Source organism: Streptomyces sp. PU-14G, assembly GCF_041028275.1.
Lineage (GTDB): Bacteria > Actinomycetota > Actinomycetes > Streptomycetales > Streptomycetaceae > Streptomyces.
Genome location: NZ_JASKYT010000216.1, coordinates 1 through 12,611 on the forward strand (window position 1 = coordinate 1; position 12,611 = coordinate 12,611).

Consider the following 12,611-nt stretch of genomic DNA (forward strand, 5'->3'; position numbering starts at 1 on the left):
ACCGGGCGGGCGCAGACCGGGCGGGCGAGGGCCGGGGGGAGGGGCTCGACTCCGCGGAGTTGCTCGGCATGGCTTTCCTCATCCTCGTCGCCGGTCACGAGACGACGGTCAACCTGATCTCCAGCACCTTGCACGGTCTGCTCGCCCATCCTGACCAGCTGGAGCTGCTGCGCGGCTCGCCCGAGCTGGTCGAGGGCGCGATCGAGGAGTCGCTGCGGTACCACTCGCCGGTCCACGCGGCGGCGTTCCGGTTCGCGGCCGAGCCGCTGGAGCTGGCGGGCACCCGGATCGCGGCCGGCGACGCCGTCCTGGTCTCCCTCGCCGCCGCCTCCCGCGATCCGGCCCACTTCCCCGACCCCGACCGTTTCGACATCCGGCGCCGTGCCCGGGGCCATCTCGGGTTCGGTCACGGTGTGCACCACTGCCTCGGCGCGCCCCTGGCCCGCGCCGAGGCAGTGATCGCCCTGCGGCGGCTGCTGGCGGCCCGTCCCCTGCTGGCCTTCGCCACCGACCCGGCCGCCCTCACCTGGCGCTCCAGCACCCTCCTCCGCGGCCTCGTGGAGCTTCCTGTGCGCCTGGGGTAGTACTTGAGAGGGACCCGAGCGGATCATCTTCTGTGCGGACGCCCCCCGGGTCGGCTGCTGCATAGCGTGGCGGTATGACGCAGACGCACCGAAACGATGTCCGCCCGGAGGCCCGGTTCGCCCGGAACGGGTTCGCGAACCTGCGCGGGGATCTGCTGTCCGATCCGTTCGGATACCGGCCGCTGCCTCCGCTCCAAGCCGGGTGGGTGGCCCGCTGGGAGAAGCGGCTGCCCGGTGGGCTGGGCCGGTACGTGCGGTGGCTGCCGCACGGGGCTGTGCTGGCCGCCGCGGTGCTGTTCTTCCTCGTCTGTACGACCATGACCGTGAAGTTCGGCGGCTCCGGTGCGCTGTTCGACCTGGTGTTCACCGTGCTGATGTCGGTGTCCATGGCCATGGTGCTCTCCCGCCCTGTGGGGGCGTACTGGATGTCGCTGTTCGCGGTGGTGCTCAGTCTGCCGGCGGGGCTGTACTCGTTCACCGAGCCGCGCACCGAGATCGCGATGGCGGGGCACCTGTTCGTGATGGTGTTCGTGGTGCTGCGCACGCGGCCCCGGCTCGCGGCGGAGATGTGGCTGGTCACGGTGGTGGTCAGCACGCTGCTCGCGCAGCTGACCGGCGGCGTCATGACGGCGCTGCCCTCGATCGCGACGTTCGCCGCCGTGGCACTGGTGACCGCCGCGGCCGTCCGGGCGTGGCGGCAGGAGCGGCAGCACGTGGTGGAGACGGAGACCGTCACCGCGCGCGAACGGTCCCGCCGTACGCTGCTGGAGGAGCGCAACACCATCGCCCGTGAGCTGCACGACGTGCTCGCCCACCACATGTCCGTCATCGCCATCCAGGCGGAGGCCGCCCCTTACCGGGTGGCGGAGCCTCCGCCCGAGCTGGCGACCTCGTTCGCCACCATCCGGGAGAACGCCGTGGCCGCACTGACCGAGCTGCGCCGCATCCTCGGTGTCGTACGGGCCGAGGACCCCGACGCGTACGCCGACGACGCGCCGCAGGCCCCGCAGCCCACCCTCGCCGACCTCGACGCGCTCTACGAGAGCGTGCGTTCGGCGGGTCTGGAGATCGAGAGCGTGGTCACCGGCGCGGTCGTGCCGCTGTCGCAGGGCGTGGAGCTGTCCGCGTACCGCATCGTGCAGGAGGCGCTGAGCAACGCGTTGCGCCACTCCCCCGGCGCCCCGGCCCGGGTGGAGCTGTCCTACGTGCTCGGCGGGCTGGGCGTACGGGTCGTCAACGGGGCGCCGCAGCAGCGGCCGACGGACCCCGGTGGTGCGGCGCGGCCCGCGGCGCCGCAGGCCGGCGGCGGGCACGGGCTGCTCGGCATGCGGGAGCGGGTGCAGGTGCTGGGCGGGGAGATGACCGCGGCCGGCACGCCCGAGGGCGGCTTCGAGGTGGCGGTCTTCCTGCCTGCCGCGACGACGGCGCCGGCCGAAGCGGGTGGCTCCGCGCGGCCCGCGGCGGGCGGCGGCGCCGGGGAGGAGGCGGCATGATCCGGGTTCTGATCGTCGACGACCAGGTCATGGTCCGCGAGGGGTTCTCCGTGCTGCTGGGGGCCATGCCGGACATCGAGGTCGCGGGGGAGGCGGCCGGGGGTGAGGAGGCGGTCGCGAAGGTGGCCGAGCTGAGGCCCGACGTGGTGCTGATGGACATCCGCATGCCCGGCATGAACGGCCTGGAGGCCACCAAGGAGATCGTCGCCGTCGACTCCGGCGCGAAGGTGCTGATCCTCACCACCTTCGACCTGGACGAGTACGTCTACCAGGCGCTGCGCGCCGGAGCCAGCGGCTTCCTGCTGAAGGACGCCTCGACCGGTCAGCTCGCCGAGGGGGTCCGGGTCGTGGCCTCGGGCGAGGCGCTGCTGGCACCGACGGTGACCAAGCGGCTGATCACCGAGTTCTCCCGGCTCGGCGGCCCGCGCCCGCAGGCGCAGGAGCGCGTGGAGGAGCTCACCGAGCGGGAGACCGAGGTGCTGGCGCTGGTCGCCCAGGGGCTCTCCAACGGGGAGATCGCCGAGCACCTGATCGTGGCGGAGTCGACGGTCAAGACCCACGTGAGCCGGATCCTGGTCAAACTGGGGCTGCGGGACCGTACGCAGGCGGCGGTGTTCGCCTTCGAGGTGGGCCTGGTGACACCGGGCGGGTGAACACCAGGCGGGTGAACACCGGCGGGTGGACACCGGCGGGTGGACACCGGGCGGAGGAGAGGGGTCCGCCCGGGCCCGGGCGTCACTCGTCGCCTTCCAGCTCCCCCTCCGTCTCCAGGTAGATCTGGCGCAGCGCTTCGAGAGCGGCCGGATCGGGTTTCGCCCACATGCCGCGGGACTCGGCCTCCAGGAGGCGTTCCGCGATGCCGTGCAGCGCCCAGGGGTTGGCTTCCTGGAGGAAGCCGCGGGTGGCCTCGTCCATGACGTAGGCCTCGGTGAGCTTGTCGTACATCCAGTCGGCCACCACGCCGGTGGTGGCGTCGTAGCCGAAGAGGTAGTCGACCGTCGCCGCCAGTTCGAAGGCGCCCTTGTAGCCGTGGCGGCGCATCGCCTCGATCCACTTGGGGTTGACGACGCGGGCCCTGAAGACGCGGGACGTCTCCTCCACCAGGGTGCGGGTGCGCACCGTCTCGGGGCGGGTGGAGTCGCCGATGTAGGCCTCGGGCGCGGTGCCCCGCAGGGCGCGCACGGTGGCGACCATGCCGCCGTGGTACTGGAAGTAGTCATCCGAGTCGGCGATGTCGTGCTCGCGGGTGTCGGTGTTCTTGGCGGCCACCGCGATCCGCTTGTACGCGGTCTCCATCTCCTCGCGGGCCGGGCGGCCGTCCAGCTCCCGCCCGTAGGCGTAGCCGCCCCAGACGGTGTAGACCTCGGCGAGGTCCGCGTCCGTGCGCCAGTCGCGGGAGTCGATCAGTTGCAGGAGGCCCGCGCCGTAGGTGCCGGGGCGGGAGCCGAAGATGCGGGTGGTGGCGCGGCGTTCGTCCCCGTGCTCGGCCAAGTCCTGGCGGGTGTGGGCGCGCACGAAGTTCACCTCGTCCGGCTCGTCCAGTCCGGCGGCCAGGCGTACCGCGTCGTCCAGCAGCCCGACCGTGTGCGGGAACGCGTCGCGGAAGAATCCGGAGATGCGCAGCGTCACGTCGATGCGCGGGCGCCCCAGTTCCTCGTACGGGACGGGTTCGAGACCCGTCACCCGGCGCGAGGCGTCGTCCCACACCGGGCGGACACCCAGCAGGGCCAGGGCTTCGGCGATGTCGTCGCCCGCGGTGCGCATGGCGCTCGTCCCCCACAGGGACAGGCCGACGGAGGTGGGCCACTCTCCGTTGTCCCCGCGGTACCGCTCCAGGAGGGAGTCGGCCAGCGCCTGGCCCGTCTCCCACGCGAGCCGGGAGGGCACGGCCTTCGGGTCGACGGAGTAGAAGTTGCGGCCCGTCGGCAGGACGTTGACCAGTCCGCGCAGTGGCGAGCCGGAGGGTCCGGCGGGAACGAAACCGCCCGCCAGCGCGTGCACCGTGTGGTCCAGTTCGTCCGTCGTCGCGTCCAGCCGTGGCACCACTTCGCGGGCGGCGAAGGTGAGGATGCCGGCGACCTGCGGGGGCTGCCCGGCGGCCACGCTGTCGACCGCGGCGGGGTCCCATCCGGCCGCCTCCATGGCCTCGACCAGGGCGCGGGCCCGCTCCTCCGCCTCGTCCGAGGCCGTGCGGGTCGCCGCCGACTCGTCCAGCCCCAGTGCCTCCCGCAGGCCTGGCAGCGTGTGGGAACCGCCCCAGATCTGGCGGGCGCGCAGGATGGCCAGCACGAGGTTCACCCGGTCCTCGCCGCCGGGCGCGGTACCCAGTACGTGCAGCCCGTCGCGGATCTGCGCGTCCTTCACCTCGCACAGCCAGCCGTCGACGTGCAGCAGGAAGTCGTCGAAGCCCTCGTCGTCCGGGCGCTCCTGCATGCCGAGGTCGTGGTCGAGCTTCGCCGCCTGGATCAGCGTCCAGATCTGCGCCCGGATCGCCGGCAGCTTCGCCGGGTCCATCGAGGAGATCTGGGCGTACTCGTCCAGCAGTTGTTCCAGCCGGGCGATGTCCCCGTAGGAGTCGGCGCGCGCCATCGGCGGGACGAGGTGGTCGACGAGCGTGGCGTGCACGCGGCGCTTGGCCTGCGTGCCCTCGCCGGGGTCGTTGACCAGGAACGGGTAGACCAGGGGAAGGTCGCCCAGCGCCGCGTCGGGCGCGCAGGCCGCGGACAGACCCGCGTTCTTCCCCGGCAGCCACTCCAGGTTCCCGTGCTTGCCCAGATGGATCATCGCGTCCGCGCCGAAGCCGCCCTCCGACCGCGGGGCGGCGATCCAGCGGTAGGCGGCCAGGTAGTGGTGCGAAGGCGGCAGGTCGGGATCGTGGTAGATCGCGATCGGGTTCTCGCCGAAGCCGCGGGGCGGCTGGATGAGGACCAGCAGGTTGCCGCGGCGCAGCGCCGCCAGCACGATGTCGCCTTCGGGGTTGTGCGTACGGTCGACGAACATCTCGCCCGGCGGCGGGCCCCAGTGCTCCTCCACCGCGTCGCGCAGTTCGCGCGGCAGCGTGGCGTACCAGCGGCGGTAGTCCGCCGCCGGGATACGCACCGGGTTGCGGGACAGCTGTTCCTCGGTCAGCCAGTCCTGGTCGTGACCGCCCGCGTCGATGAGCGCCTTGATGAGCGCGTCACCCTCGTGCTCGCCACCGCCGTCGGCTTCGGGGCCCTCGGCGGCGGCTTGCCCGGGGGGTGTTGCGCGGTCGTCACCGCCTTGGGGGGTGACGAGTGAACGAGTACCGCCCTCCTCTGCGGGGGCGGCGCCGGCCCCGGGCACGAGGCCCGGGACGTCCTCCGGCGGGCCGAAGTCGTAGCCCTCCGCCACCAGGCGCCGCAGCAGCGCCATCGCGCTGGCCGGGGTGTCCAGGCCCACCGCGTTGCCGATACGCGCGTGCTTGGTCGGGTACGCGGACAACACCAGCGCCAGCCGCTTCTCAGCCGCCGGAATGTGCCGCAGCCTGGCGTGCCGCACCGCGATGCCCGCGACCCGCGCCGACCGCTCCGGATCGGCGACGTACGAGGGCAGCCCCTCCTCGTCGATCTCCTTGAAGGAGAACGGCACGGTGATCAGCCGGCCGTCGAACTCCGGCACCGCGATCTGGCTCGCCGCGTCGAGGGGTGAGACGCCCTCGTCGTTGCGCTCCCAGTCCGAGCGGGGCGCCGTCAGGCACAGCGCCTGGATGATCGGCACGTCGAGACCGGTGAGAGCGCCCGCGTCCCACGCCTCGTCGTCGCCGCCCGCCCCCGCGTCGGCCGGCTTGGTGCCCCCCGCGCCGCCCGCCGCCAGCACGGTCGTGACGATCACGTCCGCGGCACGCAACTCCTCGACGAGCTCGGGCTCCGGCGTGCGCAAGGACGCCACGTACAGCGGAAGCGGCCTGCCGCCCGCCGCCTCGATCGCGTCGCACAGCGCCACGGCGAATGCCGTGTTGCCGCTCATGTGGTGCGCGCGGTAGTAGAGCACCGCCACAGTCGGCGCGTCAGCGGGCAGTGCCGCCGCGTGCGGCCCCGGCTCCCGCCGCAGGGCACCCCATGAGGGCGCCGGGGCAGGGGGCTCGAAGCCGTGCCCCGTCAACAGGACCGTGTCCGAGAGGAACCCGGCCAGCTGCGTGAGGTTCGCCGGGCCGCCGTGCGCCAGGTAGGCGTGCGCCTCCGCCGCCACCCCGATCGGCACCGTCGACGCCGCCATCAGCTGGGCGTCCGGCGCCTGTTCGCCCGTCAGGACGACGAGCGGACGGCCGCTCTCGCGGAGCAGGTCGACGCCCTGCTGCCAGGCCCGGATACCGCCCAACAGACGGACGACGACGAGGTCGACACCGTCGAGAAGCGCGCCGAGCTCCTCCTCCAGCGTCCCTTCGGCCAGCCGGGACGGGTTGGCGTACCGGTACGTCACCCCGTCCCGGCTGTCCGAAGGGGTGTCCGTGGACCGGGAAGAGGCCGCCGCCTCGTTCGCGGCGCGAGCGCTGAGCAGGTCCGTGTCGGAGGTCGAGAGGAGGAGGATCACCCGCGGGGTGACGTCACCCTGTGCGGCGTCGCGTGACGAGAGCAGCATGCTGCGGTCGGCCCTTCCTCGGGGTGTCCACGCCCCGGGTATCGGTATGGGTCTCCCCTGCTCCTGGGCTCCTCCCGACCGAGGGCCGGGGCAGGAGCTGAGAGCCCGGGGAAGGGAGTTCCTGACTCACCCGGCTCGTGGCCGGGCTCACAGTGGCGGGACCGCGCCGGATTTCCACCGGCTTCCTCCCCAGTCGCCGTCGCCGGCGATGAGCGCGGACCGGGCGGTACGCGCTCAGCAGGCATCGTACGGGGCTTCGGCTCCGTGCGGGAGGGCGCCCTTGGCGGTGGGTATGCTCGCCGCCATGGTCCTGACCCCCTCTCGTTCGTCCGCTCCGGACGCCGCGACAGTTGCTGCTGCAACGCATTGCGCGGCGCCCCGTGCGCGCGGGGACGCGTGCCCGGGAGCGCTGCGGCTGCACCACGCGGACGACGGGGCGCTGGCACGCGTACGGGTGCCCGGCGGGGTGCTGGACTCCGCGCAGGCGGAGGCGCTGGCCGAGGCCGCACTGCGCCTCGGCGACGGCGACCTGCATCTGACCTCGCGCGGCAACCTGCAACTCCGCGGGCTGTCCGCGCAGTCCGCGGACGAGTTGGGACGGCTGCTGGAAGCCGCACGGCTGCTCCCGTCCGTCACGCACGAGCGGGTGCGCAACATCGTGGCCTCGCCGCTGTCGGGACTGGACGGCGCAGGAGGGCGCGACGTGCGCTCCTGGCTCGTCGAGCTGGACCGGCTTCTGTGCGCGAGCGAAGAGGCAAGCGAACTGTCGGGACGCTTCCTGTTCGCACTGGACGACGGGCGCGGGGACGTGTCGGCGCTCGGCGCGGACGTGACGTTGCTCGCGCTGCGCGACGGGGACGCGCTGCTGCGCGTGGGCGGTCACGAGGGCGAGCGCGGGGGTGGAGCGGCGGACGTACTCCGCGTCCCCGGCGAGCACGCCCCCCTCGCCGCGCTCGCCGCCGCCGAGGCCTTTTGCGCAGTCGTCCGCGAGCACGGAGAACGGGCTTGGCGCATCGGCGACCTCCCGCCGGAGGGCCGCGGCCTCGTCGTGCGCCGCGCGGCGGAACGTGCCGGACCGGCCGCCCGTACCGTCCCCCTTCCGCCGTCCCCGGCGCAGGGGGCGGCGGCCCCGCCACCGGAGGGGCCCGCACCGGGCCTTGTCAGGGCGGGCGGCGGCTCAGGTGCCGCCGGGGACCGCGGCGTCGCACTGTCCGTCCTGGCGCCGCTGGGGCGTCTGGACGGTGACCAGTGGCGGCTGTTGGCGCGTACGGCCCGCCACAAGGGCGCCGGGGAGCTGCGGGTGACGCCGTGGCGCGGCATCGTCGTCCCCGGGGTCGCGGACGAGGCGGCGGAGGGCGCGTTGGCGGCGCTCGGCGCCGCCGGTCTGGTCACCGATCCCGCATCGCCGTGGCGCGGAGTGGGGGCATGCACCGGACGGCCGGGCTGCGGCAAGGCGCTGGCGGACGTCCGCACTGACGCGGCCTCCTGCCTGTCGAAAGCGACCGCTCACACGACGCCAACGGCCGCCCGCCCCTCGGACGCTTCCCGAAGAGACCGACAGGGGCTGCCCGTCTACTGGTCGGGCTGCGCACGACGGTGCGGCCGTCCGCGAGGTGACCATGTGGACGTGGTCGCGGAGGCCGGCGGTTACCGCGTGACGACCGTCTCGGCACACGGCACACAGCCGGCACCCTCCCCCCTCGTCCCCTACGGCGACTACGGCGACGCGCACCCGGAACTCGCCGCCACCGTGGCAGCGGCCCGCGGCCACACCCCGTGGACAACCTGTCCCGACGACCCGACGAGTGACGCGACCCGATGAGTGACGCGACCCGATGAGCGAGAGCAGACCAACAGTGTTCGAGTACGAGAAGGACGGCGCCGCCATCTACCGGCAGTCCTTTGCCACCATCCGCGCCGAGGCGGATCTGGCGGGGCTGCCCGCCGACGTCGGTCAGGTCGCGGTGCGGATGATCCACGCCTGCGGCATGGTCGACCTCGTACGCGACCTCGCCCACACGCCCGAAGCCGTCGCGCGGGCCCGCACCGCGCTGCGCGCGGGAGCGCCCATCCTGTGCGACGTCGCCATGGTCGCCAGTGGCGTCACCCGCAGACGGCTGCCGGCCGACAACGAGGTGCTCTGCACCCTCGCCGACCCGCGCGTCCCCGCTCTCGCGGCCGAGCTGAGAACGACACGCACCGCGGCGGCCCTCGAACTGTGGCGGGACAGGCTGGAGGGAGCCGTCGTCGCCGTCGGCAACGCGCCCACCGCGCTGTTCCGGCTTCTGGAGATGATCGAGGAGGGCGCGCCGCGGCCCGCAGCGGTGATCGGGGTGCCCGTCGGCTTCGTGGGCGCGGTCGAGTCGAAGCAGGCACTGGCCGAGCATCCCTCGGGGCTCGACCACCTGATCGTGCACGGACGGCGGGGCGGCAGCGCCCTGGCCGTGGCCGCGCTCAACGCCATCGCCAGCGAGGAGGAGTGAGCCCGGTGACGAGCCCGGACGACCCCCGCAAGGAGCCCACCCCACCGGATGCCGAGAGCGGCGGAACGCGTGGCGGGTACGCCGCCGGTGGCACCGGGCGGTTGCTCGGCGTCGGACTCGGCCCCGGCGACCCGTCGTTGATGACCGTACGGGCCGTGGAGGCGATCGCCGAGGCGGATGTCGTCGCCTACCACAGCGCCCGGCACGGGCGCTCGATCGCCCGGTCCATCGCAGCCCGGTACCTGCGCGCGGACCATGTCGAGGAGGCACTGGTCTACCCGGTCACGACGGAGACCACCGACCATCCCGGCGGATACCGGGGCGCACTGGAGGAGTTCTACGCGGAGGCCTCCGCGCGGCTGGCCGTGCACCTGGAAGCGGGACGTACCGTCGCCGTGCTGGCCGAGGGCGATCCCCTCTTCTACGGCTCCTACATGCATATGCACAAGCGGCTGGCCCACCGCTTCCCCACGGAGGTCGTTCCCGGAGTGACTTCCGTGAGCGCGGCGGCAGCCCGTCTCGGCACACCTCTGACGGAGGCCGAGGAGGCGCTGACCGTCCTGCCGGGCACGCTGCCCGAGGAGGAACTGACCGCACGGCTCGCCTCCAGCGACGCGGTGGCCGTGATGAAACTGGGCCGCACCTTCCCCAAGGTGCGGCGGGCGCTGGAGCGCTCGGGCCGGCTCGCCGAGGCCCGCTACGTCGAGCGCGCCACCATGGAGGGGGAGCGCACCGGGCTGGTGGCGGACGTGGACGCCGATGCGGTGCCGTACTTCTCGGTGGCGGTCCTGCCGAGCAAGGTGGGCGCCCGCGACGCCCGTGCCGCCGAGGCCGCAGGCGCGACTGGTGAGGTCGTGGTCGTCGGGACCGGGCCCGCCGGGCCGCTGTGGCTGACGCCGGAGACGCGGGGCGCGCTGGCCGCCGCCGACGACCTCGTCGGCTACACCACCTATCTCGACCGGGTCCCCCGCCACGACGGCCAGCGCCGCCACGGCTCCGACAACCGGGTGGAGGCCGAGCGCGCCGAGTTCGCGCTGGAGTTGGCACGGCGGGGGCGCCGGGTGGCCGTCGTCTCGGGCGGTGACCCGGGGGTGTTCGCCATGGCGACGGCGGTGGTGGAGGCGGCGTCCGAGGCGCCGTACACCGACGTGCCGGTACGCGTGCTGCCGGGTGTGACGGCCGCCAGTGCCGCGGCGGCCCGCGTGGGTGCGCCGCTGGGTCACGACTACGCCGTCCTCTCCCTCTCGGACCGCCTCAAGCCGTGGGAGGTCATCGCGGAGCGCCTGCGGGCCGCTGCCGCGGCCGATCTGGTCGTCGCCCTCTACAACCCGGGCTCCAGGTCCCGTACCTGGCAGGTCGGCAAGGCGCGCGAGGTCCTGCTGGAGCACCGGGCGCCGGACACGCCGGTCGTCGTCGCCCGCGACGTGGGCGGCGAGGGGGAGCGGGTGCACGTCGTACGCCTCGCCGAACTCGATCCCGAGCAGGTCGACATGCGCACCCTGCTGATCGTCGGGTCCTCGCAGACGAGGGCGCGGACGGGCGGGGAGCGGACGGGCGGGGAGCGGACGAGCGTGTGGACTCCGCGCCGCTACCCGGAGCCCGAGCAGCACGCAGAGCCCGAGCAGCCCGCGGAGGCCTGAGCAGCACCCGGAGGCCTGAGTGCCTCGCGCCCCCGGGGGTGCGGCGTCGGCAACGGCGGGAGCCCGTACGTTGCCGCACACCGCACAGGCGCCCGGGCCCCGCCGGCGGCATGATGCCGGACATGAGTGAGACGCGCGAGGTGTCCTGTCGCCCTCCCCACGAGCGCGCCCTGTGGTACTTCGCCGGCCTGGGCGCGGCGGGAGCGGTGTCGGCCGTCGTGTGCCTGGGGTACGGGGGCACGCTCCTGGAGGGGGGCGTGGGCGTGTGGCTCGGCGCCGCCGGACTGCTGCTGGCGCTACTGGGCATGCCGGCGCTCCACGGGGCCACCGCCCGGCTGCGCGCCGACGCGTACGGCCTGCACTCCCGCACGCTGCTGCGGCGCCGCAGCGTGCCGTGGGCCGACATCGCCGACCTGCACGTACGGCTGAAGTACCAGGGCGGCTACCGGTACCGGGAGTTCCGCCGTGTCGGCCTGGTACTGCACGACGGGCGCAAGCGGCTCCTTCCGCTGCCGTACGGCGGCGGACCCGACGGGACCACGGACTTCGACGCGACGCTGGACGCGCTGCGCGCGCTGCACCGCCGTTTCGGCACCCCTGCGACGCACCACCTCCCGGTCGTCACACAGCGCACCGCGGGGCACGGGCCGGCCGGATCGGTGACACTGTGCGCGGTGCTGCTCGCCTGCGCGGGCGTGGCCGCGTGGTGGGTGCCTGCCGCCGCCTCGCACGAGCAGGACTGGAAGTCGGCCGCCCCGTGCACCTCCCGGACGCCCGCGGCCGAGCGCGCCGCCTGCCTGGCCACCCTGCCGGCCGTCATCGACCGGACCGAGGCGCACCAGCCCCGGCAGAGCAGTTGGCTGTACTTCGCCGACGGACGCCCCGTGAAGCGACTGGCCGTCTCGCGCGAGGCCGCCGTGGGCTTCGAAGCGGGCGACGAGGTCGAGTTGACCCTCTGGCACCGCGAGATACGCAAGGTCGCCGGAAAGCACCAGGTGTGGCGCGAGCACATCACACCCCCCGGGGACGTGGCCGTCATCGCGGCGGCGTTCGCCTTGGCCGCGGGCTGGCCCGGCGCCCGGGTGCTGCTGCGCCTGCGCGCGCGCCGACTGCCCGACGACGACGTCCTGCCCTCGGTCGCCCCGTTCGTGGGCGTGCTGTTCGGCACGGCCCTGTGGCTCCTGCCGCTCTGTTACTTCCACCCGACGGCCCCGCTCGTTCCCGGGACGATGGCGTGGGCGGCAGCCGGTTCCCTGGTCACGCTGGGCCTGTTCGTCTGGGCCTGGCGCGTGACCCGTACCCGTACACCGAAGGAGACGGGCGCACTCGGCCTGCCCGGCGCAGGCGGCACAGGCGGTGCGGGCAGTACAGGGAGCGCGGGCAGTGCGCAACGGAACGGCGGAAACGGCGGCAAGGGCAGCGGCGAGGTGTTCCTGGCCGCGCGGTTCCTGGAGCACACCGACTACAACCCGCACCACTTCGGCACCCACATCGTCCTCGGGGGCGGCGGCCCGCTCGCGGTGACACCCCACCCGGGCCCCGGCCGGTTCGCGGCGAAACACGTCCCCGTCGAGCGGCTCACCGTCACGGGAGTGCGGCGGGTGCGCGGCGACGACGGCGACACGGTGCCCAGAAGCTGGCATGTCGCCGAACTGGACGACGCGGGCACACCGGTTCGCCTTGCCGCCGCCCCCGCCGACCTGGCCCGCCTCGTCCACGAACTGACGGCGGGCAGGGAGCAGGTGGCCGGGACGGGAGCACCCGGGAACGCTTAGGCGCACGGGGAACACCCGCCMCCCTCCTCCCTCCACC

General features: G+C 74.0%; 8 protein-coding genes and 1 riboswitch. Of the genes, 7 read left to right on the forward strand and 1 reads right to left on the reverse strand.

Annotation, left to right across the window (positions count from 1 at the left end):
* The 3 genes from AB8Z75_RS22710 to AB8Z75_RS22720 all read left to right on the forward strand — a co-directional run.
* The coding region (locus AB8Z75_RS22710) for a cytochrome P450 (protein WP_369204856.1) at window positions 1-584 on the forward strand (584 nt) is incomplete at its 5' end.
* A 74-nt stretch (window positions 585-658) separates the two neighbouring features.
* A complete protein-coding gene (locus AB8Z75_RS22715) occupies window positions 659-2,077 on the forward strand; it encodes a sensor histidine kinase (protein ID WP_369204858.1) in 1,419 nt (472 codons plus the stop codon).
* Window positions 2,074-2,730 carry a response regulator gene (locus tag AB8Z75_RS22720; RefSeq protein WP_369204860.1) on the forward strand — a complete coding sequence of 219 codons (657 nt, stop codon included), beginning with the start codon at window positions 2,074-2,076 and terminating at the stop codon, window positions 2,728-2,730. Before AB8Z75_RS22715 ends, AB8Z75_RS22720 begins: the two co-directional genes overlap by 4 nt.
* Before the next feature lie 82 nt (window positions 2,731-2,812).
* Here AB8Z75_RS22720 and cobN read toward each other — a convergent pair whose 3' ends face one another.
* A complete protein-coding gene (gene cobN, locus AB8Z75_RS22725; protein WP_369204864.1) occupies window positions 2,813-6,628 on the reverse strand; it encodes a cobaltochelatase subunit CobN in 3,816 nt (1,271 codons plus the stop codon).
* Between the two features lie 163 nt (window positions 6,629-6,791).
* Window positions 6,792-6,864: riboswitch (cobalamin riboswitch) on the reverse strand.
* A gap of 104 nt (window positions 6,865-6,968) precedes the next feature.
* Here cobN and cobG point away from each other — a divergent pair.
* The 4 genes from cobG to AB8Z75_RS22745 all read left to right on the forward strand — a co-directional run bounded on the left by cobG (window position 6,969) and on the right by AB8Z75_RS22745 (window position 12,574).
* Window positions 6,969-8,498 (forward strand): precorrin-3B synthase, encoded by a 1,530-nt coding sequence (gene cobG / locus AB8Z75_RS22730; RefSeq protein ID WP_369204866.1) that lies wholly within the window; start codon window positions 6,969-6,971, stop codon window positions 8,496-8,498.
* 34 nt (window positions 8,499-8,532) lie between these two features.
* A complete protein-coding gene (locus tag AB8Z75_RS22735) occupies window positions 8,533-9,159 on the forward strand; it encodes a precorrin-8X methylmutase (RefSeq protein WP_369204868.1) in 627 nt (208 codons plus the stop codon).
* Between the two features lie 101 nt (window positions 9,160-9,260).
* Window positions 9,261-10,799 carry a precorrin-3B C(17)-methyltransferase gene (gene cobJ / locus AB8Z75_RS22740; RefSeq protein WP_369204870.1) on the forward strand — a complete coding sequence of 513 codons (1,539 nt, stop codon included), beginning with the start codon at window positions 9,261-9,263 and terminating at the stop codon, window positions 10,797-10,799.
* A gap of 122 nt (window positions 10,800-10,921) precedes the next feature.
* Window positions 10,922-12,574, forward strand: a complete 1,653-nt coding sequence (locus AB8Z75_RS22745; RefSeq protein WP_369204862.1) for a PH domain-containing protein — start codon at window positions 10,922-10,924, stop codon at window positions 12,572-12,574.
* Window positions 12,575-12,611 lie beyond the last annotated feature (37 nt).

Excerpts from the sequence above, each read along its gene's own strand:
- AB8Z75_RS22715 (WP_369204858.1), top strand. The coding sequence starts at position 659 with ATGACGCAGACGCACCGAAACGATGTCCGCCCGGAGGCCCGGTTCGCC.
- cobG (WP_369204866.1), top strand. The coding sequence starts at position 6,969 with ATGCTCGCCGCCATGGTCCTGACCCCCTCTCGTTCGTCCGCTCCGGAC.
- AB8Z75_RS22745 (WP_369204862.1), top strand. The coding sequence starts at position 10,922 with ATGAGTGAGACGCGCGAGGTGTCCTGTCGCCCTCCCCACGAGCGCGCC.
- AB8Z75_RS22720 (WP_369204860.1), top strand. The coding sequence starts at position 2,074 with ATGATCCGGGTTCTGATCGTCGACGACCAGGTCATGGTCCGCGAGGGG.